This is a genomic window from Bacillus sp. C-3-6, from assembly GCF_054509685.1.
In genome coordinates, this window is the sequence record NZ_CM137247.1 from 4153329 (window position 1) to 4179074 (window position 25746).

The window sequence follows — 25746 nt, forward strand, 5'->3', positions numbered from 1 at the left end:
GAAAACTCCTCCGCTTCCATTGTTAGCGGAGGTTTCTAGTACCCTTGCACTAGCGGAGTTGTCACATACAACCCCGTATTTCCAATTCTTCTTTATATAAAGAAGATATGTATGGAAAGTTGATATAAATATGCCCTCACCTATATATAGATGAGGTTGCATGTTTCATTGTATTCGATGGGAAGGGAAAAAATCCCTTCCTACCGTATATCTTTTACTATGCTATTACAAATTTACTTTTTGTTCAAGAATTGTTGCAATTTTTGTCACCATAATATCAATTGCAACATGGTTTTGTCCACCTTCAGGGATAATAATATCCGCAAACTTCTTAGAAGGCTCAATAAATTGATTGTGCATTGGACGTACAACAGTTACGTACTGATCAATAACTGAATCCATCGTACGACCGCGCTCTTTAATATCACGCTGCATGCGGCGCAGAATACGAAGGTCAGCATCTGTATCAACGAATAACTTAATGTCCATCAACTCACAAAGACGTGGGTCTTCTAAAATAAGAATTCCTTCTAAAATAATTACATCTTTCGGCTCAACTGGAATAATTTCTTCTGAACGCGTATGCAATGTATAGTCATATACAGGCTTATCAATTTGCTCATATGCAAGCAACTGCTGCAAATGTTCAATTAACAGATCATTATCAAACGCAAGCGGATGATCATAATTTGTTTTTAAACGCTCTTCCATTGGTAAATGGCTTTGATCTTTGTAATAATAATCTTGCTCCAAGATTAAAATGGAATGACCTTTAAAATGGTCAAAAATCGCTTTCGTTACACTTGTTTTTCCTGATCCTGAACCACCAGCGATTCCAATTACAACAGGCTTATTCGTCCCCATTCGACTACCACTCTTTCTTATTGAAGTATGCTTTTGCGCATCATATTATTCACATACACTGGTTGATCCACTTTGAATTTCACGATTTGCAACGGATGTCTCGCTGCATCTAATTCGTTTCCATCCTCATCCCAAATTTTCTCCACCGTCTGCGTAAAGTTTTCTATTTCTGGTCCAAAGAACTCCACTTCATGTCCTGGTTTGAAATGATTACGTTGCTCAAGCGTTACGATGCCCGTTTCTTCATTATAATCTAACACTAAACCAGCAAAATCATACGTTGTTTTCTTACTATGATTTCCAAACATTTGCTCTTGATGTCCTGGAACCCCTTCAAAGAATGCAGGAGCTGTATCACGATTTGCACATTTATCAAGCTCATCTAACCATTCTTGTTTAAACTCAAAGTTATCCGGATCCGCACAATAAGCATCAATTACTTTACGATATACAGTTGCTACAGTCGCTACATAATGGATTGATTTCATACGTCCTTCTACCTTTAAACTATCGATTCCAATTTCAATCATTTTCGGAATTGATAAAATTAAATTTAAATCTTTTGGACTCATCGCAAAGTGAGCATCTTCTTCTTGGAATAGAGGAAGCTCTTTTGCATCTTTATGTTGTGATACTGTTTGAACTAAATCATAATCCCAGCGGCAAGATTGGCAACAACCGCCACGATTAGAGTCACGCGCTGTCATATGGTTACTTAGTGTACATCTTCCTGAATATGCGATACACATTGCACCATGGACGAATGCTTCAATTTCAATATCCACTTTGTCTTTAATTTCTTTCATTTCTTCATAGCTTGCTTCACGAGCTAATACAAGACGATGTAAACCTTCTTCTTTCCAATACTGTGCTGCTTTCCAGTTGGATAGTGATTGCTGTGTGCTTAAATGCACCTCAACAGAAGGCGCTACACGTTTACACGTCTCAATGATAAGCGGATCAGCAACGATAATTCCCGTTACGCCAGCTTTTTCAATCCCTTTTAAATATTCCTCTAGCCCGTCCATATTTTCATTATGTGCGAAAATATTTGTTGTTACATATATTTTCGCTCCATATTTCTTTGCAAATTCAACGCCTTCTGCCATATCTTCCAGCGTAAAGTTACCTGCATTCGAACGAAGACCAAATTCTTGTCCACCTAAATATACAGCATCTGCCCCATAATGGATAGCTACTTTTAATTTTTCTAAGTTACCCGCAGGGATTAACAGTTCAGGCTTCTTCACAATAACGCGCTTGCCATCGATCACTCGTGAAATTTCTTGTACAGTCATTTCCTACACCCTCCTCGTTTAGTAAACCGTTTCTTTAAAGAAGAATCCTGTGTCTAACGGACGATTTACTGGTTGCATTTCTTCTATTTCTTTATATAGAGCATCTTTCACGTCATAATACGCATCACGATCTTCTACGCATAAATCAATCGCTTGACGATATTTCTTCGTTACTTCAATAATGTATTCAGAACTTTTTAGTACACCATCGATTTTTAAGCTGTCAACTTCAGCTTCGATTAGTTCCTCTAATTCATCGATGAAACAAATATCGTTCGGACTCATAATATGAGTACCATTTTCATCTTCATAGATTGGATATTTATTATTACGCTCTGGGTCATATAAGAACATATTCTCTTCATATTTTTTCTTTTCAATGTCAAGATTACGTCCTTGATACTCAAAGTAGTTTCCTACTAATGAACGCTTCGATTGGAACATACAAGTCATACCGTGAATTTGTACTTCTAGTTCCACTTCAGCATTTTCTTTTAAATCAACAATTTCATCTAAGCTTAGCTCACGAGCTAATACAGCACGCTTCGCTCCTCTTTGGCCCCAGTAATTACAAGTGAACCAATTGGTTGCTGTCGTTTCTGTATTCCAGTGCAACTGCATATTTGGCGCTACTTCGCGAACAGCCATTAATACTGCTGGATCTCCGAAAACAATTGCATCTACATTTACTTCATTTAAAAATGAAACGTAATCTGTTAATTCTTCTACTTTATCGTTGTGGAACATAGCGTTCATTGCTACGTATACTTTCACACCATTTTCATGCGCAATCTTCACAGTTTGTTTTACATCTTCACGTGAAAACTCCCCTGCTAAACGTAAACCAAACTTTTGCTCACCGATCATTACCGCATCTGCTCCTGCTTTCGCAAGAAGTTCGATATCCGCCACCGCTCTTGGCGTTACTAACAATTCAGGTTTCTTCATACCTTGGTCACCCTCTCTTTTTACTAACAGCTACTCCATCACCAATTGGGAAAATTGTTGTATCATATCCTTCATGGTTCATAAGCCACTCATTGTACGTCTTAATACGACGGATTAAACCACGTGTACGTCTGTTTTCAATCTTCTCTTTTGTCGTTACAAGACCATGGTACATAACATTATCTGAAATAATTACGCCACCAGGATTTAATAACGGTTCATATAAGTCAAAAAAGCGACGATACTGTCCTTTTGCTGCATCAATAAAAATAACGTCAAATGTCCCGTGTTCTTTTACTTGTTCACCTGTCTCTAACGCATCACCGTAAATAACTGAAATACGATCTGTTACTGGGGAACGTTCTATATATTCAAGTGCTTTTTCATATCGCTCACGATTGCGCTCAACTGTCACAATACGTGAATTTGGAATAGCTTGCATCATACGAATACTAGAATAACCGATTGCTGTTCCAAGTTCTAAAATGCTTTTCGGTCCAATTAAACGTAAAAATTGCAGCATAAATTCCATTCCAAGTCGATCCATAATCGGCACATGATTTTCTGTTGCATATTCTTCCATTTCAAGAATTAATTTATCTTTCGGATCAATAAATGATAATAGGTACTCGTTAACTGCATCCTCCATAAATGGTCCTCCTTATTTACATGGAGAAGTGCCTCTATGACGTCTTTTCCCACATAGAATGCAATAAAAATACAAGCCAGCTTTACCCTTAGCTTGTACGTCCCGTTTTGATATTAAAAACGATTCTTCTGCCAGTTTTTAACCCGATATATTTTACCACAAAAAAGAGGGATGTGCGACTTTTTTCGCTATCCCTCCCCATTTCACTGTTTTTTCGTAATGTATTTTTGCTTTAATGCATTATGCTCTTCTAATGTTTTCGCATAGTACACTTCACCACTTGGTGCAGCTAAGAAATAATAATAATCTGTTTGCGCAGGTTCTAACGCAGCTTCCACTGAATGTTTACCAGAGTTTGCGATCGGCCCTACCGGCAATCCTTTTACAACATACGTATTGTACGGTGAGTTGACCTTTAAATCTTCGTATAATACACGTTGTTTATGCTTTCCAAGTGCATATAATACCGTTGGATCCGTTTGAAGCGGCATACCTTTTGCTAAACGATTATAAAAGACACTAGAGATCTTTTGACGATCTGTAAAACCAGTTGCCTCTTCTTCAATAAGTGAAGATAATGTTAAAAGCTGATGAACATCCCAGTTCTTCGCTTTCATTTTCGCCTCATTTTGAACAATGATTGCATTTGTTTTCTCAAGCATCGGAATTACAATTTCTTCTAACGTTGTATCTTTCTTATAAAACGAATACGTTGCAGGATATAAATAACCTTCTAATGGGTATTTAATATTACTATCAAAGATTTTATCCGTTAATAACTTCGGATACTTTTGCTGCATTTTTTGAATAAATGCTTTATCGTTTAATTGACGCGTAACATCATCTTTATTCCACTTTAGTTCTGTCGCAATCGTTTCTGCAATTTCAGTTACTTGCGCCCCTTCTTTAATCGTCACTTTATAAAGAGCTGGACGATGCACGTTGCCAGATGACATTTGTTCGATCACATCTTCAGCATTCATTGAAGGGTTTAATAAATATGTACCTGCTTGTAAACTTTTCGATTTAGCCTTTGTATAAAAACTAAAAACTGTACCGTTTTTTACAGCGCCTTTTTCTTCTAAAATTTCTCCAATTTTACTTGTAGATGATCCTTTCGGAATTTCTACTTCAATCTCTTTTTTATTCCCGCTATCAACTGGTCCTAATGCAGATGAAATATACGCATAGACTGAACCACAAACTAAAAGCAGTGCAATAATCGAAAATAAAAAGATGCGTCTACGCTTCTTTTTCACTTGATTCTCTATCAAAACATTTCCTCCTTACTTAATTGTAGACCGTATGTACACCTTTCTATACAGCACGATGTAAAAACGCAACAAATTCACTTATCTTTTTTTAATAGACACTTTATTTTTCTACAATCCGTCTCATTATACTACAAAGACTTACACAGTTTCGACAAAAAATCTTTCATTTTACATATAAATACAAAAAAAGATGGACTGTATGTCGTCCATCTTTTCAGTACCTATTATTCAGCTTCTTGCTCATCAGCAAGAGTGTTGAACATTTCTTGTACCATTTCCCACTCTTCTTCAGATTCGATTGGAAGTAAGCTTCCGCCCTCTTCTTCATTTTGCTCATAAGCCATTGCATCATAAATTGGGTCTCCATCTTCGTCTACTTCACCGATTGGAGAGAAGACTACATATGATTTTTTACCAAATTTTTCAGCATCAAAAGTGAAAATAATTTCACATAAATGTTCGTTACCTTTTTCGTCTACAATTGTAATTTGATTTTCTTCCATTTTGGTCACCTCTTATTTACTATCTAAAAATCCTTGTAAGATTACGACTGCAGCCATCTTATCGATTACTTGTTTTCGCTTCTTACGACTTACATCAGCTGAAATGAGTAGACGTTCCGCTGCCATCGTTGACAAACGCTCGTCCCACATTACAACGTCTAATTGTAACAGCTCTCGTAGGTTTTCTGCAAATTGTTGGCACGCTTCACCACGTGGGCCAATTGTACCATTCATATTTTTAGGTAAACCTACTACTATTTTATCCACATTGTACTGCTTTACTAACTCAGAAATACGATCAAAACCAAAGTGACCTCGTTCTTCGTTAATCTTAATTGTTTCTAATCCTTGTGCTGTCCAGCCCATTTCGTCGCTAATTGCAACTCCGACTGTTTTTGTACCTACATCTAAACCTAATATCCGCATAAACTACTCCTCACGATGATGTTTCAAGTAAGACTTCACAAGCTCTTCAATAATCTCATCACGTTCAAGCTTGCGAACGATGCTACGCGCATCTTTATGGCGAGGTATGTATGCTGGGTCTCCACTTAATAAATAACCGACGATTTGGTTAATCGGATTATAGCCTTTTTCTTGAAGTGCATCATACACAGTTAAAAGTACATCATTTACATGGACACTCTGTTTTTCATCTTGAATGCTAAACTTCATTGTTTTATCAAAACCGTCCATTTCAAGCACCTCACTTATATAGTAAGTATAGGGAGAAGAACTTCTCCTCTCCCTACCATTGTACACTACTATCTCTTTATTTTGAAACAGATTTAACGTACTCTTTTACAAATGCTAAAGCTTCTTCGACTTGAGCTGGGTTTTTACCGCCTGCTTGTGCCATATCAGGACGGCCACCACCGCCACCGCCGCAACGAGAAGCTACTTCTTTCACAAGTTTACCAGCATGGTAACCTTGGCCAATTAAGTCTTTCGTTACACCTGCTAGGATGTTTACTTTATCGTCATTAACAGACGCTAATACAACAACTGCTGACTCTAATTTATTTTTTAGATCATCCATCATCGTACGTAAGTTGTTCATATCTGCAACATTTACTTTCGCTGCTAATACATTCACACCATCAACTGTCATTACAGAATCAGTTAAGTTTCCAGCTTCGATATTGCTTAATTTCGCAGCAAGAGATTCATTTTCTTTTTGCAGTTGTTTTACTTCGGCAAATAGACCATCAACTCTTGTTAAAATATCTTTCGGATTTGTTTTCATTTTTCCTGCTGCTTCTTTTAATAAACCTACTTGATCGTTCATTAATTCGTATGCAGACTTACCAGTTACTGCTTCAATACGACGAGTTCCTGCACCGATACCAGACTCAGCAACGATTTTGAAAATACCGATAGAAGCTGTATTATCAACGTGACAACCACCACAAAGCTCTAAGCTGTAATCGCCAACTTGTACAACGCGTACAACATCACCGTATTTTTCACCGAATAATGCCATTGCGCCCATTTCTTTCGCTTCTTCGATTGCTTTTTGAGAAATCTCAACATCAATACTTTCCCAAATTTTCTCGTTTACCATACGCTCAATTTTTTCTAATTCGTCAGCTTGTACTTGACCGAAGTGAGAGAAGTCAAAGCGTAAACGTTCAGAAGTTACAAGAGAACCTGCTTGGTTAACGTGTGTTCCAAGTACATCTTTTAATGCTTGGTGTAGTAAGTGAGTTGCTGTATGATTTTTCACAACGCTACTACGGTTTTTCGTATCGATAATAGCTTTCACAGCCGCATCTTTCGTTAATGTACCTTCTTCAACAACAACTTTGTGTAAGTTTTGACCATTTGGTGCTTTTTGCACGTCTTTTACAAGAACTTTCACGCCATCAGCAAGAAGGTAACCACGGTCTGCAATTTGTCCACCGCTCTCAGCATAGAATGGTGTTACATCAAGCATTAATTGTCCTTCTTCACCAGCTTGTAAGCTGTCTGTGTATTCGCCGTTTTTCACAAGTGCAACAACGTTACTTTCTGTTGCAACTGTACCGTAACCAACGAACTCACTCGCTACTTTAACTTCTCCAAGTACACCGCCTTGAACTTGCATTGAGTCAACGTCTTGACGAGCAGCACGTGCACGCTCACGTTGTTTTTCCATTTCATTTTCAAAACCTTCATGATCAACTGTCATGCCAGCTTCTTCTGCATATTCTTCTGTTAATTCAATTGGGAAACCGTATGTGTCATATAGACGGAACGCATCTACTCCAGAAATAACAGTTGTTTTTTCTTCTTTTGCTTTTGTAATAACTTCAGCTAAAATTGCTTCACCATCATGAAGTGTTTCATGGAAACGCTCTTCTTCGTTTTTCACAACTTTCGCAATGAAATCTTTCTTTTCAAGTACTTCTGGATAGAAGTCTTTCATTACTTCTCCAACAACCGGTACTAATTCAAACATGAATGGACGGTTAATGTTTAATTTCTTCGAATAACGAACAGCGCGGCGTAATAAACGACGTAATACATAACCACGGCCTTCGTTAGAAGGAAGAGCACCGTCACCAACAGCAAATGTTACTGTACGGATATGGTCAGCAATTACTTTAAACGCCATATCTTTTTCTAAATCGCCATTACGATATTTCTCACCAGAAATTGATTCTGTTGCACCAATCATCGGCATGAATAGATCTGTATCAAAGTTCGTAGGCACATCTTGAACGATAGATGTCATACGTTCTAGACCCATCCCTGTATCAATGTTTTTCTTAGGAAGTGGTGTATATGAACCATCTGGATTATGATTAAATTGAGAGAATACAAGGTTCCATACTTCTAAGTAACGCTCGTTTTCTCCGCCTGGATATAATTCTGGGTCACTAAAGTCATTACCGTAAGCTTCTCCGCGGTCATAGAAAATCTCTGTATTCGGTCCACTTGGTCCTTCACCGATATCCCAGAAGTTTTCTTCTAAGCGGATAATACGCTCTTTTGGAACGCCCATTTTCTCATTCCAAATTGTGAATGCTTCTTCATCTTCTGGATGGATTGTAACTGATAGTAATTCTTTATTGAATCCGATCCATTTGTCGCTCGTTAAGAATTCCCAAGCCCATGTAATTGCTTCTTCTTTGAAGTAATCACCGATTGAGAAGTTTCCTAACATTTCAAAGAATGTATGGTGACGAGCTGTTTTCCCTACGTTTTCAATATCGTTTGTACGAATTGATTTTTGAGCATTTGTAATACGTGGATTTTGTGGGATTACACGTCCATCAAAATATTTTTTTAATGTAGCTACACCACTATTAATCCACAGAAGAGATGGATCTTCATGTGGAACTAGTGATGCACTAGGTTCTACTGCATGTCCTTTTTCTTGGAAAAAGTCTAAAAACATTTGACGAATTTGTGCGCCTGTTAGTTGTTTCATTGTATTTTCCTCCTTAAATATAAAAAACTCCCGTCCCTATAAAAGGGACGAGAGTTAACTCGCGATACCACCCTAATTATGAATTGATTACAATAACAATCAATTCATCACCTCATGGTGCCGTAACGTGGCAAGACGGCAGTGATTAGCTGCTCTCAGGATTAGCTTTCTGTTACCCTTCATTTAAAGCTTCTTTCAGCCATATGGAAGCTTCTCTCTATAAATGGACTGTAACGTACTTGTTCCGTCATTGATTTAATGTATTATATGACTAAATATAATAGAATTCTCTTAAGTTTGTCAATGTAGATAATCATTTATATTGTATTAATCGCTTATTAATCATAGGTATTCTACTATTCATTCTTAACAGCCTTTTCATATATTATGCGTTTATTAATAAATTGGAATCTCCTTACAATAATTATTTATAAAAATTTCTAAATATTACTTTTTTTGCTATAATTAAATTATTGTTAATAAAATAAAGGAGCGATCACAATGACAACCTTACTTAACAAAGCTAAAAACATATTAGCAACTGACGAAACGATATTATTTTACGCAGCATGTTCATTAGACATATTTATTTATCGTTCCGTCGCAAGGCCAGGATTGCTAATTTTAACGAACAAAAGGCTATTCTTTTACGGGCCAGATGTAAGTAAGAATCCAATATTTGAAGAGTACTCTTTTGCAAAAATTTCTAATCTAAAAGAACAAAAGCGTCTTTTCAACAATCAAATTGTATTTATGTATGATAATGAATGGAAAAAAATAAAACATATTCAAACAAATGATGTGAGCTCCCTCGTTCAAAAGATACACGAGCAGCTTTCTAAATAAATATATGATTAGCCCTCTATTTCTTACATAGAGGGCTTCTATACTTACACATTTTCTTTTTTCAAGAGAGGTCTCACATGAACAATGACAGTACGAATAACTGCTAAAATCGGAACCGATATTAGTAATCCTACAATACCAGCTACTTCCCCCCCAACTAGTAATGCAAGCATAATAATAACAGGATGCATACGAAGTGACTTACCAACAATGTAAGGCGATAAAATGTTACTTTCCACAAATTGCAAAATAGCAATCGTAATCCCCGCCTTAATAAGTAAACTCGTTGATACTGTTGCTGCAATCATTAACGTCGGGATCGCTCCTAAAATAGGACCAAAGTACGGGATTATATCCGTTACCCCAATAATAATGCCAAGCAATAATGGATATTTCATACCGATAAACCAAAAAGAAAGAGCTGATACTCCCCCTAATACTAAACAAACAAATAACTGTCCTCGAATATAACTTCCAAGTGACTTATCAATTTCTTTCGCAAGCATTTGCCCCGTACCTCGCCATTTACTTGGGACTAGTTTCCAAAAGATATGATAAAACTCACCATAATCTTTTAATATGTAAAATACAATGAACGGTATTAAGAAAATAATGAGCAATGAATCGAGTACACCACGAGCTGTACTCATCACTTTATTTAAAAGCGCTTGAATCTTCGTTTCCACACCCACAAAAAGTTGTTTCACCTTTTCATGAATGAACGAAGGGAAATTCGCTGTTTGTTCTGTAACGCCATCCATCCACGAATCGTACATCTTTGTAAACTGCGGAAATTGTTCATTAATCTCTTGTAACTGTTTAATAACGACTGGTGTTCCTTTATAAATCCCATAACCAATTCCACCAAAGAAAAGGATATAAATGAGCAAAATGGCAAGTGTACGGGGCATCCCTTCCTTATGAATTTTTTCAATTAAAGGGTGCAATAAATACGCAATAAAACAGGCGATAAGAAACGGCGTAATCGCTACTTTAAATACAAAAATAATCGGTGCCCATAGTGGCTTAATTTTTAAAAAGACGAGCAAACAAAGAAAAACAAGTAACAATAATCCTAAACGATATATCCAAATGATTTTAAGATTCTTCACATGAAAAACCTCCTCCACCTTTATTTTGAAAATAAATGGGTTAGGTTATGTGTGAAACTTTTAAAATCTTTTCATACGGACCATACTGTTTTTTAAAGACGTACATATAAATAACATAACAAGGACAACCACCCCTGAGAATACAGCATGAAATAATGTAATCAGGAGGGCTAATTATGGTTTTGTTTATGCTTGGATTATCAGCACTTTTTATGATTCTTGAATGGATTTGTATCGGCTTTGGTATTTGGAAGGGGTTCTTTATTCGTTCCTCACGTAAAGAAAAAGCGAAGCAATTATGGCAGTATGGAATACTTGGCGTCGGCTGTTACGGTCTATCTTATCTTTTCTCAGAAATTGGACTTTTTTATTTGCATATGAGTGCATAAAAAAACTCCCTTGTCTATAAGGGAGTTTTCACTTTATCGAAATGATTATAAGTAAGACTTAATCATCTTACGTGCTTTTTTCATATTGCGTTTTGAAAATACATCTTGCTTACGAGCATATTGATATGCTGCAGCTCCAACACCTAATGCGATTAATGAATTGCGTAGATTCAAAGTAAATCCCCCTTTTCGTTATCCAATCGTTCTTTCATTCTCATCAAATAAATCATCAAGAGAGCTTAATGAACCATCTTCCTCAACTTGATGCGTATGGATTTTCCCCTTTGAAACCGATAATTCGATATAACAATTCCAGCAATAAAATTGGTTGACACCTATTTTCCCAATGTCTTTCCCTTTGCAATTTGGACAAATGAACATATGGCTTTCATCTCCTTACAGTCTCCCAGATTCTATTCGCCATTATGTCCAAACCGCATTCATTTATACATTGCTGGAGCCTTTCAACGCTATGCGTTTGAAAGTTTCACTATATAATTTCACCTTGTTACATGAAATCATACGGTGAAATGTTTTCCACGTCCATTTCCTCGCCATTAACTGTGACCATCTGTACTTCTCCTTGTGATTCCTGCAAGCGACTAGCTAAAGTTGTTTGACGCATTGCATCATCAAGGCGATTTACACCAGATTGGAAAGCTACTTCTTCCCCGCAAATAATAAGGAACTTCTTACTTCTTGTAATGCCCGTGTAAATTAAATTACGGCGTAACATACGGTTGTAACTTTTCACAATCGGCATAATAACAATCGGAAATTCACTACCTTGTGATTTATGAATCGAACAACAATATGCATGTGTAATTTGATTTAAATCCGGCTTTGTATACGTTACCTCAATTCCATCAAATGAAACGATAATCATATCTTGTTGCTCAACGTTTTCTTTCGCATAAAACACCGAAACAATTTCTCCGATATCCCCATTAAAAACTTGGCTCTCCGGCTGATTAACGAGTTGCAGTACTTTATCGCCTCTTCGGTATACAACATCACCGTACTGGATTTCTTTACTCTTTTCCCTTTTCGGGTTAAATACTTGTTGCAGCGCTTCGTTTAATACATTAATACCAGCAGGCCCGCGGTACATCGGTGCTAATACTTGAACATCCCTTGCACTAAAGCCTTTTGTTTTAGCGTTTTCGCAAACTTTTTTCACAACCTCAACAATTTGAGCCCCTGTACAGCTGATAAACGAACGATCTTTTTTATTTTGCGCTAAATCTGGCGGGAGTGTGCCGTCTTTGATCGCATGGGCAAGTTGAATAACAGATGAGCCTTCTGCTTGACGATAAATTTCAGTAAGCTTCACTGTCGGAACTGCACCTGCATTTAATAAATCTTTTAATACTTGTCCAGGTCCTACAGATGGCAACTGATCTTCATCACCTACAACGATAACTTGAATATTCGTTGGTAGCGACTTAAATAGCTGATTTGCGAGCCAAATATCAACCATTGAAAATTCATCGATAATAAGGAGCTTACCTTGGACAGGATCCGTTTCATTACGCTGGAAAGATCCTTCTGGCGTCCAGCCAAGCAAACGGTGAATTGTGCAAGCTGGAAGTCCTGTCGATTCACTCATCCGCTTCGCTGCTCTTCCTGTTGGAGCTGTTAATAGTATTGGAAATGGATTATCATCACTGTATTCATTCGGATTTAACGATAATCCGTGAAGTGACGCATACATTTCAACAATCCCTTTAATAACGGTTGTTTTTCCTGTTCCTGGTCCACCTGTTAATAACATCATCGGTTTATGAAGTGCCGTTTGAATCGCTTCTTGCTGAAATGGTGCATATTGTACATTCAACTGTTCTTCAATTTCACCTAATGTTTTTAACACTTCTGCTTCAGGAAATGAAGGTGTTTCCTCTTGATTCATCAATCGACGAATAGACTTTACAACACCTTTTTCAGAGTAGAATAAAGTTGCTAAATACACTCGTTCTTCTTCTATGATGACTTTCCCTTCACTTTGCATCGTTTCAATACAACCTATAATATCTTCTTCAGTCACTCTTCCTTCTTGATTGTTTAAAAGTGACATCGTTTCTCTTACAAGTTGATCTTTCCTCATATAAACGTGACCAAGTTGCAATGAGACATTCTCTAATGTGTAAAAACATCCCGCTCGTACACGGTCGTCGTGATTACCCGATATCCCTAACGCACGCCCTATATCATCCGCTCGTCCAAAACCAATCCCGTCCACTTCTTCAATAAGTTGATACGGATTATTACGAATCACTTCTAATGTCATCTCTTTATATTGCTGGTAAATCTTAATAGAAAGTTTCGTTCCAAAACCGTAACCATTTAAAAAGCTCATTACTTTCTCTAATCCTTGATGTTCAACAATTGTCTCATATATTTCCTGAGCCTTTTGTTTGTTAACAACACCATTTAACGCCTCAGGGTCATCCATAATTTTAGAAATAGCATGTTCCCCGAGATGATCCACAATTTTTTCCGCTGTACGCTTTCCTATCCCTTTAAATAAATCACTCGCTAAATATTGCACCATACCTGCTTTTGTTTGCGGCAATTCTTTTTTAAATGTTTCAACCATATATTGTTTTCCATACTTTGGATGGTCCTTAAAGTGACCTGTCAATGTAAACACTTCATCTTCATGCATGCGGGGAAAATGACCGTTTATCATTACTTTCTTTTCGTCATACGTTTCATTCGTTTCAATGACTTTCATACTGACAACGGAATAGAGGTTTTCTTCGTTGTGGAAAATGGTATGAAGAACTTGCGCTTTTATAAATTTTTTCTCTTCCTCAAACAAATCCATTGCATGTTGATTTCCCATCTTTCCTCTCCTTTCCGATATTTTCACTTTAATGAGCAGTACATCCCCCACCTTTTTAGATGAGGGATAACTACCCATTAAACTATATTTTTATCTTATTCAGCTTCTTGCTCTAATAAACGAACGCCATTACCAGCTAAAAAGTGATCTGGCTGAATTTCAGTTGCTTTCTTAAATAAAGCGAGAGCTTTCTCGTTATTTTCTTCAAATACGTAAGCAACACCTAAATTGTAATACGCATCTGCATGCTCTTCATCCATTTCTAATACCTTTTCAAAATAAGGTTTCGCCTCTTGAATATGTTCTAGTCGCGCAAAGCAAAGTCCGCACTGGAATACAGCTTCTACATCGTTTTCATCTAATTCTGTTGCTCTTTGTAAGAATGGTAGTGCAAGACGATCATTTCCAAGCTGTACATGTGTAATACCTAACATAAATGTTACATCAGCTGATTGTAATCCAGCTTGCATTGCTTGTTCGAATACAACTTTCGCCTCAGTAAATTGCTCTTGGCCATAATATACGTTTCCTAAGCCATAATAAGCAGCTGCAGATTTATCATCTAACTCTAATGCACGTTTATAAAATAAAATCGCTCGCTCACTATCTCCTAATACGTCTAATAAATTTGCAAAATTAATGTATCCAAGCGCATCTTTCGGATTTTCTTCAATTGCTTCTGTAAAATTTTTAGCTGCTTCTTCCCAATTTCCTTCTTGCATATATTGAATACCTGTTTCAAGTTTGTTTGACATGTCCTTCACCTCTACAACAAATTATAACAAAGAATGTATTTTCCAAGCGAACGAAAATTCGCTTTATGTAAAAGAAACCTCTAACCGCTAATCGGCAGAGGCTTCTCATTTATCCTAAATAATCCAATTTCTTACCACTACGGTATACTTCATCAATTGTAGCACCGCCTAAGCACTCATCTCCATCATAGAAAACGACTGCTTGTCCTGGTGTAATTGCACGAATTGGCTCATCACAAAGAATACGAACTGTATTTTCATCAACGATTTGAACCGTTACTTTATTGTCTTCTTGACGATAACGGAATTTCGCCGTGCACTTAAATTCTGTTTCTTTTTCTTTGTTACTTACCCATCCTACATTCGTAGCAATAACTTCATCACCATATAGAAGTTCGTTATGGAATCCTTGATCAACATATAAAATGTTTTCTTTTAGATTTTTTCCAACAGCAAACCATGGATCACCATTACCACCAATTCCAAGACCATGACGTTGTCCAATTGTATAATACATTAAACCGTCATGCTTCCCTTTCACTTCACCAGATAATGTTTGCATTACACCTGGTTGTGCTGGTAAGTAGTTACTTAAGAAATCTTTAAAGTTACGCTCCCCAATGAAGCAAATACCTGTACTATCTTTTTTCGCCGCTGTCGCTAAGCCAGCTTCTTTCGCCATTTCACGAATTTGTGGTTTCTTCAGTTCACCTAACGGGAACATTGTTTTTGATAATTGCTCTTGGCTTAATTGATTTAAGAAGTATGTTTGATCTTTATTGTCATCAACGCCGCGAAGCATTTTATATTCGCCGTCCATATAAGCAACGCGTGCATAATGACCTGTTGCTACATAATCGGCACCAAGCGCAATTGCATGCTCTAAAAATGCTTTAAATTTAATTTCTTTATTACACATTACATCTGGGTTTGGTGTACGACCAGCTCGGTACTCATCTAAGAAGTACGTAAATACTTTATCCCAGTATTGTTTTTCAAAGTTTACTGCATAATACGGAATACCAATTTGGTTACACACTTCAATTACATCATTGTAATCTTCTGTTGCTGTGCAGACACCATTCTCATCTGTATCATCCCAGTTTTTCATAAAAATTCCGATTACATCATAACCTTGCTCTTTTAATAAAAGTGCTGCTACAGATGAATCGACGCCACCGGACATTCCGATGACAACGCGTGTTTCGTGAGGTAGTTTGTTCATCATGTCACCTCCCATGCTAATTTTGTGTTAATCGCTTCACGATTTTCACTGTTTCGTACGCCGCTTTTTCAATTTGCTCTTTCGTATTTCCAAGTCCAAAACTAAAGCGTACGGATGAACGTATTTGATCGGAGTCTTTTCCAAACATCGCTACTAATACATGTGATGGATCAATCGAACCAGCTGTACAAGCAGAACCACTTGATACTGCAATGCCAGCTAGGTCTAAGTTCACAAGAAACGGTTCAATGTTCATTCCTGTAAAACTTACATTAAGTACATGCGGTAAGCGATGTTCTAAGTTTCCGTTTACCTCGAAAGTAATGCCTTCATTTTTGAAGACAGATACCATTATATCTTTAAACTCTTCATATTGGGCATTTTTTTGCTCACGAGTTTTTTCAGCTATAAGAATTGCATGCTGAAGCCCAGCAATACTAGGCACATTTTCCGTACCAGCACGGCGTTTTCTTTCTTGCTCTCCGCCTATTAATAACGGCTCAAATTTCACATTTGCACCAGCGAATAAGAACCCTACACCTTTTGGCCCATTAATTTTATGAGCTGAAATTGATAATAAATCAATACCAAACTCTTTCACATTAATTTCTACTAAACCGTAAGCTTGTACCGCATCTGTATGGAAATAAGCTTGATGCTCTTTTAGCAGCTTTCCTATTTCCACAATTGGTTGCATTGTCCCTACTTCATTATTCCCAAACATAATAGATACAAGAATCGTCTCTTCTGTTAATGCCTTTTGTATGTCAGAAACTTGAATGCGTCCTGTTTCATCGACAGGTAAATATGTCACTTCAAACCCTTCACGCTCTAACAATTCGCACGTATGCAAAATCGCATGATGTTCAATTTGCGTCGTTATTATGTGGTTACCTTTATGACGGTTCGCACGTGCTACACCTATAAGCGCTAAATTATCAGCTTCTGTACCACCACTCGTAAATATAATTTCATTCGGATTCGCATGAATGCTGCGTGCACACACTCGTCTCGCCCCATCTACTGTGTGACGAGTTTGACGTCCATAAAAGTGAATACTAGACGGGTTCCCGAATATTTCTGTCATATATGGAATCATCTTTTCGACCACTTCTGGGTGAGTCGGAGATGTCGCAGCATGATCTAAGTAAATGCGTTCCATTAAATCTCCTTCTTTCCAAATCGTTTCACAAGGAATTAAATGTAAAACATATAGCCCCCGTGATTTTCTTCCTCATAACGTACTAAATCTTCTAACGTTGTACTATCTAACACTTCTTGCACCGCATCACGAACACGCATCCATAACTGGCGCTGTGCTGGCTCTTCTTCTTCTATCATTTCTACAACACTAATCGGTCCCTCTAATACACGGATTACATCCCCAGCTGTAATGTTAGCCGGTTGATCAGATAATACATATCCGCCATATGCCCCGCGCGTACTCTTTACAAGACGAGCGTTACGAAGTGGTGAAATTAATTGCTCTAAGTAATGCTCGGATAAGTCATGCGCCTGCGCAATTGATTTTAATGAAATCGGACCTTCACCAAACTTTTTTGCAAGATCAATCATAATTGTTAAGCCATAGCGGCCTTTTGTTGAAATCTTCATCTATTTTGCACCTCTTTTCAAATTTTCACTTCTATTGGTTATATCTTATTTATAAAAAGAACACAATTTAAAATCCTATGAAATTATAGCATAATATAGTATTATAAGAAATTTCAACTTGTGTATCAAAATGATAACATAAAATCACATTGAAAAACTCGGAAATTATTACAATTGAAAGAAAAATGAAAATATTCTTCTTCATTTTTCCCATAAAACAGCATCCTATTTCAAATTTCGTAGAAAAAAATGATACGATAGAACGAGATTATATATTAAGGGAGACGGTCTAAATGAAACAACCACTCGCACATCGAATGCGCCCTACAAATATTCAAGAAATTATTGGGCAACAACATTTAGTTGGTGAAGGAAAGATTTTATGGCGAATGGTCCAAGCAAATCATTTTCAATCTATGATTTTATACGGTCCTCCAGGTACAGGAAAAACATCCATTGCCAGTGCAATTGCAGGAAGTACCGGTACCCCGTTTCGTCTATTAAACGCTGTTACTCACAATAAAAAAGATATGGAAGTTGTCGTACAAGAAGCAAAGATGCATCGACACCTCGTTTTAATTCTAGATGAAGTTCACCGTCTAGATAAAGCAAAGCAAGACTTTCTATTACCCCACTTAGAAAGCGGACTTCTTACTTTAATTGGTGCAACGACAAGTAATCCATTCCATGCAATAAACTCCGCTATTCGAAGCAGGTGTCAAATTTTCGAATTACACGCACTAACAGAAGATGATATTTTAATTGGGTTAAAAAGAGCTTTAGAAGATAAAGAAAAAGGCCTTGGAGAATATGCTGTAACGGTAACAGATGAAGCACTACATCATTTTGCAAATGCCTCTGGTGGTGATATGCGTTCCGCTTATAACGCACTTGAACTTGCTGTATTATCTAGCTTTACTACAGACGATCAAGCGGCTGAAATCACACTCGAGATTGCAGAAGAATGCTTACAAAAGAAGAGCTTCGTTCACGACAAAGGCGGCGATGCTCATTATGACGTATTATCAGCATTTCAAAAATCAGTACGCGGAAGTGATGTAAATGCAGCGCTCCATTATTTAGCACGCCTTATTGAAGCAGGTGATTTACAAAGTATTGGCAGACGCCTTCTTATTATGGCTTATGAAGATATTGGACTTGCTAGCCCACAAGCTGGACCGCGTACACTAGCTGCAATTGAATCAGCTGAACGAGTTGGATTCCCAGAAGCACGCATCCCACTTGCAAATGCCGTTATAGAGCTATGCTTATCACCAAAATCAAATTCAGCTTATAAAGCACTTGATGCTGCATTACACGATTTACGCAACGGTCAAACAGGTGACATTCCAAGCCATTTAAAAGATAGTCATTACAAAGGCGCAGAATCACTCGGAAGAGGCATTGGATATTTATATCCACACGACCATCCAAATGGCTGGGTAAGGCAACAATACTTACCTGATAAAATAAAAAACAAGCAATATTATAAACCGAAAACGACAGGGAAATTTGAGCAAGCACTTTCTACTGTTTATGAAAGATTACAAACTTCGAATAAAACGAAAAATAAAGGGTAACATAAACGAAAACGTCACCATTATGGAGGCTTCGCTTATGAAAACACGTCAAGATGCATGGACAAAAGAAGATGATCTCCTTTTAGCAGAAACTGTTTTGCGACATATTCGCAGCGGAAGTACACAAATAAAAGCGTTTGATGAAGTTGGCGACGCTTTAAACCGCACTTCCGCAGCTTGTGGTTTTAGATGGAATGCTGAAGTAAGACCGAATTACGAAGATGCGGTGCAGCTTGCAAAAAAACAACGTAAAGAATTAAAACGTTCTGAAGCTAATATAGAAAAAGATCGGTTCACGAAAACGAAACAACTCGTAATTGACGCCGATTTTTCAGAAGATATTACGCCAAGTAAACAAGATCTTACAATGCAAAATGTCATCTCATTTTTACAAAATTTAGAACATAACAATCCTTCACTTGCAAAGTTGCAAACTGAAAATGATGTATTACAAGCTCAGCTCACTTCTCTGCAAAAAACGAATCATGAACTTGAAACGAAATTAGCGGTACTCACAAAAAAACAACAAGCAATCGAAGAAGATTACGCGATGCTTGTTCGAATTATGGATCGCGCTCGAAAACTTGTTTCGGTTGAAGAACAAGAAGAACAGATTGCTCCCATTTTCAAGACAGATCAAAATGGAAATTTAGATATTATATATTCTGCAGAGAATTAAAAACAAGGATGTCACTTTTTTGACTAAGTGACATCCTTGTTTGTTTTCGGAAAACCATATATATACATGTCGGTAAATGAAATTATATTAACGGTTTTTCAAATATATCTATCACAACTTGCAATATATCAACGATTTTTCAAATATATCTATCACAACTTACAATATATCAACGATTTTTCGAATATATCTATCACAACTTGCAATATATCAACGATTCAATAAAGGAGATCGATTTAATGACAAAGATTTACAATAACATTACTCCCTGTCATACAAGGAAACTCCTAAAATGGATTAGATATTTTTTACTAAAATGTTATTATAAACATATACCTTTAAAGGGAGATGGTTGCTATTTCATTAATAATCTTCAAAATAACTCTTGGCCTTCTCGTCCTGACTTTAGCTCTTTTCACCATTAACAGTCTAAAAAAGACATCCGCCTATAAATCAGATAAATATGATTATTACTTACTAACCTTACTTACATTTGAACTAGTAGTGATGCAAATATCCATATTTCTTTAATACATATAAAAAAGCATATATCCAAAATGGATATATGCTTTTCTTTTATTCTTGCCCTACACGTTTCACTTCTACATTTTTAATACGTTCACGTACAACGTGACTTGCCATAATTAAGCCTGCCACAGATGGTACAAATGCATTTGATGAAGGCGGTAATTTCGCTTTACGAATTTTTGCATTCTCGTCTGGTACGATTTCTTTACGTACTTCTTCGCGAATTACGATTGGGTTTTCGTCAGAGAAGACAACTTTTACACCTTTTTTAATACCCTCTTTACGAAGCTTCGTACGAATTACTTTCGCAATTGGATCTGTATGTGTTTTAGAAATGTCCACAATACGGAAACGAGTTGGGTCCATTTTATTTGCTGCACCCATACATGAGATAATTTTAATTTTACGACGTAAACATTGTTTAATTAAATGGATTTTGAACGTAATCGTATCAGATGCATCCACTACGAAATCTAAACCGTGTTTAAAGAACTCTTCATATGTTTCATCTGTATAAAACATTTCTAATCCAATTACTTCACATTCCGGATTAATGTCTGCAATACGCTCTTTCATTAATTCTACTTTTGAACGTCCTACAGTAGATACTAAAGCGTGAATTTGACGGTTTACGTTTGTAATATCTACAACGTCTTTATCAACTAATACGAGACGTCCTACTCCAGAACGCGCTAACGCTTCAGCTGAAAATGAACCTACGCCGCCAATTCCTAAAATACCAACTGTACTATTTTTTAATATTTCAAGTCCTTCTTTACCGAAGGCTAATTCATTACGTGAAAATTGATGTAACATTCAGCTCTACACTCCTATTACAAAAATGGTCTACCATGTATTCTAGCGTTTTTCCGACTATTTGTATAGAAAAAGTTATAGAATTCCTAAAAATACATATTTCGATAATGAAAACATAGTGTAAACCGGGATTTTGTTTCTTCTTTTAATTATCCATTAAAAAAGTCTAGATGGTTATAGTATAACCATCTAGACCCTATTCTTACTTCTCTTCTTTTAAGCTTAATTTTAAGTTTAACTCTTCAAGCTGTGCTTCTGCAACTGGGCTTGGAGCTTCTGTTAATAAGCAGCTTGCGCTTGCTGTTTTTGGGAATGCAATTGTATCACGAAGGTTCGTACGGCCTGCAAGTAACATAACAAGACGATCTAAACCTAATGCGATTCCGCCGTGTGGTGGTGTACCGTATTCGAATGCTTCTAATAAGAATCCGAATTGCTCTTGCGCTTCTTCTTGTGAGAATCCAAGTGCTTTGAACATTTTTTCTTGTACGTCACGCTCATAAATACGAAGTGATCCACCACCAAGCTCATAACCGTTTAATACAAGGTCATATGCTTGTGCACGTGCTTTTTCTGGTGCTGTTTCTAGTAGCTCAACGTCTTCACGGAATGGCATTGTGAATGGATGGTGAGCTGCGAAATAACGATCTGCATCTTCATCGTACTCAAGAAGTGGCCAATCAGTTACCCATAGGAAGTTAAATTTACTTTCGTCAATTAACTCAAGCTCTTTACCTAGACGTAAACGAAGTGCGCCTAAGCTATCTGCAACAACGCTCTTCTTATCTGCTACGAATAGTAATAAGTCGCCAGCAGTAGCTTCTAATGTGCTCATTAACACATTTGCATCTTCTTCACCGAAGAATTTCGCAATCGGTCCTTTTAGGCCGTCTTCTTCAACTTTAAGCCAAGCTAGACCTTTTGCACCGTATACTTTCACGAATTCAGTTAATGCATCGATGTCTTTACGAGAGTATTTACTTGCAGCACCTTTTGCATTAATTGCTTTTACTTGTCCGCCGCTTTCTACAGCACTTGTAAACACTTTAAAGCCACAACCTGCTGCAAACTCAGATAAGTCTGTTAGTTCCATTTCAAAGCGTGTATCTGGCTTATCAGAACCGTAGCGAGCCATTGCATCAGCATATTTCATACGAGGGAATGGTGCACTAACTTCTACACCTTTTGCATCCTTCATAACTTTCGTCATCATACGCTCCATCATTTCTAAAATTTCATCTTGTGTTAAGAATGAAGCTTCGATATCGATTTGCGTGAATTCCGGTTGACGATCTGCACGTAAATCTTCATCACGGAAACAACGTGCTACTTGATAGTAACGCTCAAATCCGCCGACCATAAGAAGCTGTTTAAATAACTGTGGTGACTGTGGTAATGCATAGAATTCACCGTCATGTACACGACTTGGTACTAAATAGTCACGAGCTCCTTCTGGCGTACTCTTCGTTAAAATTGGTGTTTCTACTTCTAAGAACTCTTCTGTATCTAAGAAGTTACGAATTGTTTTTGTTACGTCGTGACGCATTTTGAATGTGTTGAACATTACAGGACGACGTAAGTCTAAATAACGATATTTTAAACGCACATCTTCTGATGCATCTGTATCATCAGCAATGATAATTGGTGTTGTTTTCGCTGCATTTAGTACATTTACTTTTGTTGCTTGTACTTCAATACGACCAGTTGCCATATTGTCATTAATTGCGCCTTCACCACGTTCAACAACTGTACCTTCTATGTGTAATACGTATTCGCTACGAATTGTTTCTGCTACTTCTAACGCTTCTTTTGATGTTTCTGGGTTAAATACAACTTGTACGATACCTGTACGGTCACGTAAATCGATAAAGATTAATCCACCTAAGTCACGGCGTTTTTGTACCCAACCTTTTAATTGAACTGTTTGTCCAACAGCTTCTACTGTTACTTTTCCACATGCATGTGTTCTTTCAGCCACTGTAAGTTCCCCCTATATTAATTTCTCTGCTACGTATGAAGCAAATACATCTAACGCTACTTCTTCTTGTTCACCTGTTGCCATATCTTTTAAGTTAATGATGCCTTTATCTAGCTCATCTTCTCCTAATACAGCTACAAATTTCGCCTTTAGACGATCTGCTGATTTAAATTGTGCTTTCATTTTGCGATCTAAATAATCTTTTTCAACCGACAATCCAGCTTTACGAAGATCGAATGCCACTTTTGCAGCATGGTCTTTCGCTTTTTCACCAAGCGCTACAACGTAACAATCAATGCTATGTTCAAGTGGTAATTCAATGTTTTCAGCTTTTAGCGCCATAATTAAACGTTCAATACTCATTGCAAAACCGATACCTGGCATTTCTGGTCCACCGATTTCTTGTACAAGTCCGTTATAACGGCCACCACCGCTTAATGTAGTGATCGCACCGAAACCTTCTGCCTCACTCATAATTTCAAAAACAGTGTGTTGGTAGTAGTCTAAACCACGCACTAAGTTCGGATCTTTTTCAAATGGAACATCCATCATCGTTAATAGTTCTTGAACTTTGTCGTAGTATACTGCTGAATCTTCGTTTAAGTATTCTGTAATAGATGGTGCTGTTGCCATTAATTCATGGTTACGGTCCTTCTTACAGTCTAAAATTCGAAGTGGGTTCTTTTCTAAGCGAGATTGACAGTCAGAACAGAATTCGCCGATACGTGGCTCAAAGTGTGCGATTAATGCATCACGGTGTGCTTGACGGCTCGCTGCGTCACCTAAACTGTTTAATACAACTTTAATATTTTTCAAGCCCATGCCGCGGTAAAATTCAACAGCAAGTGCAATTACTTCTGCATCAATTGCAGGGTCATTACTGCCGATTGCTTCGATACCGAATTGTACGAATTGACGATAGCGACCTGCTTGTGGTCTTTCATAACGGAACATTTGACCGATATAGTATAATTTCGTTGGTTGTGTTGCATCACCAAACATTTTATTTTCAACGTAAGAACGTACAACAGGTGCAGTACCTTCTGGACGTAATGTTAAGCTACGCTCTCCACGATCTTGGAATGAGTACATTTCTTTTTGTACGATATCTGTCGTATCACCAACACCGCGTAAAAATAGCTCAGTGTGCTCAAAAATTGGTGTACGAATTTCTTTATAATTGTAACGACGGCAAATTTCGCGTGCTTGCCCTTCGATATACTGCCATAACTCAACAGTGCCTGGAAGAATATCTTGCGTTCCGCGTGGGATTTGAATAGACATATTCAGTTCCTCCTCAAATTGTTTTAATCTTAATAAAAATAAAAAAACTCCCGCCTCTACTGTTTAAACAGTAGGGACGAGAGTATTATACCCGTGGTGCCACCCTAATTGAAGCACGTATGCTTCCACTTTTTTAATAACGCTTAAATATGCGTTCATCCCTACTAAGCATATATGCCGTTCAAGTTGAAACCTCTAGAGTGTCATTCAATCAGTCATCATGCAGAAATGTTTTCAGCCTAAGACATTCCTTCTCTTTCCATGTGTATCTCATTTACTCTTCTCTATCAACGGTTATATTCATATGTAAATATAAAATTACTATACGTTTGTTAAGTAGGATTGTCAAGTGCTCTAAGAACGTTCAATCTGCTTCTTTAAACGCTTTACATCTTGAAGAGAAATCCCAAACTCGGAAGCAAGCTCCATTGAAGTATTATTTTGCTCTTTTGAAAGAAAATCATGAAAATTCACGTTAAACAGTTGATTTGCACCATTTGTAACAGAATGCCCTTTTTCATTCATACGCATACGTATATCCCTCACATTCAATATGGATGTTTTACTTTTTATTGTTCCATATTGATGAGAGAGTTATACATAACCGAAACTGCTATTGATTCCAAATAAATGAACAAAACATACAACAATGTATAAAAAAGAGAGGATTATATAACCCTCTCTTTTTTATCAACACTATTTACTTTCTACAATTAAGGTCACCGGACCATCATTGATCAAAGAAACGTCCATCATTGCTCCAAACTTTCCTGTTTCCACATGTAATCCTTGTTTACGAACTTCTTCATTAAAGAAATCGTATAAACGCTCTGCATAGTCAGGTTTCGCAGCATCCATAAAGTTTGGACGTCTGCCCTTGCGGCAATCTCCGTATAATGTGAATTGCGAAATAGATAGAACTTGTCCTTCTACATCAAGTACAGAATGATTCATCTTTCCGCTCTCATCTTCAAAAATACGTAAGTTTGCAATTTTTTCCGCAATGTAAGTTGCATCTTTTTCTGTATCTTCGTGCGTAATGCCAACTAGTAATGTTAAACCGAACGGAATTTGTCCTACGATCTCACCGTCTACTGTGACAGACGCTTTCTTTGATCGTTGTAAAACAACTCTCATCTTTCTA

The 25746-nt window shown here is 37.2% G+C and carries 26 protein-coding genes and 2 other annotated features; of the genes, 4 read left to right on the forward strand and 22 right to left on the reverse strand.

The window, feature by feature from the left end; genetic code table 11:
• Window positions 1-225: 225 nt before the first annotated feature.
• From udk to alaS, 9 genes are all read right to left on the reverse strand, one after another.
• Window positions 226-864 carry a uridine kinase gene (gene udk, locus ACW0JX_RS21335; RefSeq protein WP_000537080.1) on the reverse strand — a complete coding sequence of 213 codons (639 nt, stop codon included), beginning with the start codon at window positions 862-864 and terminating at the stop codon, window positions 226-228.
• Between the two features lie 17 nt (window positions 865-881).
• Complete coding sequence (locus tag ACW0JX_RS21340; protein WP_000217961.1) at window positions 882-2162, reverse strand: peptidase U32 family protein; 1281 nt, start codon at window positions 2160-2162, stop codon at window positions 882-884.
• Window positions 2163-2180: 18 nt separating this feature from the next.
• Window positions 2181-3110: a peptidase U32 family protein gene (locus ACW0JX_RS21345; RefSeq protein ID WP_000742793.1), complete on the reverse strand. Its 930-nt coding sequence runs from the start codon at window positions 3108-3110 to the stop codon at window positions 2181-2183.
• A 7-nt stretch (window positions 3111-3117) separates the two neighbouring features.
• A complete protein-coding gene (locus tag ACW0JX_RS21350) occupies window positions 3118-3759 on the reverse strand; it encodes an O-methyltransferase (protein WP_000389102.1) in 642 nt (213 codons plus the stop codon).
• Between the two features lie 203 nt (window positions 3760-3962).
• On the reverse strand, window positions 3963-5033 hold the full coding sequence (gene mltG / locus ACW0JX_RS21355) for an endolytic transglycosylase MltG (protein WP_000572138.1): 1071 nt from the start codon (window positions 5031-5033) through the stop codon (window positions 3963-3965).
• A gap of 224 nt (window positions 5034-5257) precedes the next feature.
• Window positions 5258-5536, reverse strand: a complete 279-nt coding sequence (locus ACW0JX_RS21360; RefSeq protein WP_000392245.1) for a DUF1292 domain-containing protein — start codon at window positions 5534-5536, stop codon at window positions 5258-5260.
• 12 nt (window positions 5537-5548) lie between these two features.
• Window positions 5549-5962 (reverse strand): Holliday junction resolvase RuvX, encoded by a 414-nt coding sequence (gene ruvX, locus ACW0JX_RS21365; protein WP_001221193.1) that lies wholly within the window; start codon window positions 5960-5962, stop codon window positions 5549-5551.
• A 3-nt stretch (window positions 5963-5965) separates the two neighbouring features.
• Window positions 5966-6232 (reverse strand): IreB family regulatory phosphoprotein, encoded by a 267-nt coding sequence (locus ACW0JX_RS21370; protein WP_000348591.1) that lies wholly within the window; start codon window positions 6230-6232, stop codon window positions 5966-5968.
• Between the two features lie 76 nt (window positions 6233-6308).
• The gene (gene alaS, locus ACW0JX_RS21375; RefSeq protein WP_144465081.1) at window positions 6309-8951 is read right to left on the reverse strand and encodes an alanine--tRNA ligase; all 2643 of its coding nucleotides are present in this window, start codon (window positions 8949-8951) and stop codon (window positions 6309-6311) included.
• Between the two features lie 40 nt (window positions 8952-8991).
• Window positions 8992-9211 (reverse strand) — a binding site (T-box leader).
• Window positions 9212-9452: 241 nt separating this feature from the next.
• Between alaS and ACW0JX_RS21380 the strand changes: the two genes are divergently transcribed.
• Window positions 9453-9797, forward strand: coding sequence for a PH domain-containing protein (locus ACW0JX_RS21380; RefSeq protein ID WP_000209466.1), 345 nt, complete (start codon window positions 9453-9455; stop codon window positions 9795-9797).
• Window positions 9798-9841: 44 nt separating this feature from the next.
• Here ACW0JX_RS21380 and ACW0JX_RS21385 read toward each other — a convergent pair whose 3' ends face one another.
• The gene (locus ACW0JX_RS21385) at window positions 9842-10909 is read right to left on the reverse strand and encodes an AI-2E family transporter (protein WP_000793129.1); all 1068 of its coding nucleotides are present in this window, start codon (window positions 10907-10909) and stop codon (window positions 9842-9844) included.
• Between the two features lie 176 nt (window positions 10910-11085).
• Here ACW0JX_RS21385 and ACW0JX_RS21390 point away from each other — a divergent pair, with 176 nt between their 5' ends.
• Complete coding sequence (locus tag ACW0JX_RS21390) at window positions 11086-11298, forward strand: hypothetical protein (protein WP_000242539.1); 213 nt, start codon at window positions 11086-11088, stop codon at window positions 11296-11298.
• A 45-nt stretch (window positions 11299-11343) separates the two neighbouring features.
• Here ACW0JX_RS21390 and ACW0JX_RS21395 read toward each other — a convergent pair whose 3' ends face one another.
• From ACW0JX_RS21395 to cymR, 7 genes are all read right to left on the reverse strand, one after another.
• Window positions 11344-11472, reverse strand: a complete 129-nt coding sequence (locus ACW0JX_RS21395) for a YrzQ family protein (protein ID WP_001053553.1) — start codon at window positions 11470-11472, stop codon at window positions 11344-11346.
• A gap of 18 nt (window positions 11473-11490) precedes the next feature.
• The gene (locus ACW0JX_RS21400; RefSeq protein WP_000469281.1) at window positions 11491-11679 is read right to left on the reverse strand and encodes a hypothetical protein; all 189 of its coding nucleotides are present in this window, start codon (window positions 11677-11679) and stop codon (window positions 11491-11493) included.
• 127 nt (window positions 11680-11806) lie between these two features.
• Window positions 11807-14143 carry an SF1B family DNA helicase RecD2 gene (recD2, locus tag ACW0JX_RS21405; RefSeq protein WP_000528080.1) on the reverse strand — a complete coding sequence of 779 codons (2337 nt, stop codon included), beginning with the start codon at window positions 14141-14143 and terminating at the stop codon, window positions 11807-11809.
• Window positions 14144-14238: 95 nt separating this feature from the next.
• The gene (locus ACW0JX_RS21410) at window positions 14239-14898 is read right to left on the reverse strand and encodes a tetratricopeptide repeat protein (RefSeq protein WP_000066411.1); all 660 of its coding nucleotides are present in this window, start codon (window positions 14896-14898) and stop codon (window positions 14239-14241) included.
• A gap of 109 nt (window positions 14899-15007) precedes the next feature.
• Complete coding sequence (mnmA, locus tag ACW0JX_RS21415; RefSeq protein WP_001038010.1) at window positions 15008-16123, reverse strand: tRNA 2-thiouridine(34) synthase MnmA; 1116 nt, start codon at window positions 16121-16123, stop codon at window positions 15008-15010.
• Window positions 16124-16139: 16 nt separating this feature from the next.
• A complete protein-coding gene (locus tag ACW0JX_RS21420; protein ID WP_053563619.1) occupies window positions 16140-17285 on the reverse strand; it encodes a cysteine desulfurase family protein in 1146 nt (381 codons plus the stop codon).
• A gap of 35 nt (window positions 17286-17320) precedes the next feature.
• Entirely contained in the window at window positions 17321-17737 is a 417-nt protein-coding gene (gene cymR / locus ACW0JX_RS21425; protein ID WP_000704116.1) for a cysteine metabolism transcriptional regulator CymR, read from the reverse strand.
• A 293-nt stretch (window positions 17738-18030) separates the two neighbouring features.
• Between cymR and ACW0JX_RS21430 the strand changes: the two genes are divergently transcribed.
• Window positions 18031-19317, forward strand: a complete 1287-nt coding sequence (locus ACW0JX_RS21430) for a replication-associated recombination protein A (RefSeq protein ID WP_000812919.1) — start codon at window positions 18031-18033, stop codon at window positions 19315-19317.
• Window positions 19318-19354: 37 nt separating this feature from the next.
• Window positions 19355-19996 (forward strand): RsfA family transcriptional regulator, encoded by a 642-nt coding sequence (locus ACW0JX_RS21435; RefSeq protein WP_000857709.1) that lies wholly within the window; start codon window positions 19355-19357, stop codon window positions 19994-19996.
• A gap of 576 nt (window positions 19997-20572) precedes the next feature.
• Here the strand turns inward: ACW0JX_RS21435 and ACW0JX_RS21440 are convergent.
• The 5 genes from ACW0JX_RS21440 to ACW0JX_RS21460 form a co-directional block, all read right to left on the reverse strand.
• A complete protein-coding gene (locus tag ACW0JX_RS21440; RefSeq protein ID WP_459245044.1) occupies window positions 20573-21340 on the reverse strand; it encodes a tRNA threonylcarbamoyladenosine dehydratase in 768 nt (255 codons plus the stop codon).
• Window positions 21341-21542: 202 nt separating this feature from the next.
• A complete protein-coding gene (aspS, locus tag ACW0JX_RS21445) occupies window positions 21543-23318 on the reverse strand; it encodes an aspartate--tRNA ligase (RefSeq protein ID WP_000840885.1) in 1776 nt (591 codons plus the stop codon).
• A gap of 12 nt (window positions 23319-23330) precedes the next feature.
• Window positions 23331-24602 (reverse strand): histidine--tRNA ligase, encoded by a 1272-nt coding sequence (gene hisS / locus ACW0JX_RS21450; protein WP_000027079.1) that lies wholly within the window; start codon window positions 24600-24602, stop codon window positions 23331-23333.
• Between the two features lie 69 nt (window positions 24603-24671).
• Window positions 24672-24902: a binding site (T-box leader), on the reverse strand.
• A 54-nt stretch (window positions 24903-24956) separates the two neighbouring features.
• The gene (locus ACW0JX_RS21455; RefSeq protein WP_459245045.1) at window positions 24957-25133 is read right to left on the reverse strand and encodes a hypothetical protein; all 177 of its coding nucleotides are present in this window, start codon (window positions 25131-25133) and stop codon (window positions 24957-24959) included.
• A gap of 165 nt (window positions 25134-25298) precedes the next feature.
• On the reverse strand, window positions 25299-25739 hold the full coding sequence (locus ACW0JX_RS21460) for a D-tyrosyl-tRNA(Tyr) deacylase (protein ID WP_001266965.1): 441 nt from the start codon (window positions 25737-25739) through the stop codon (window positions 25299-25301).
• Window positions 25740-25746 lie beyond the last annotated feature (7 nt).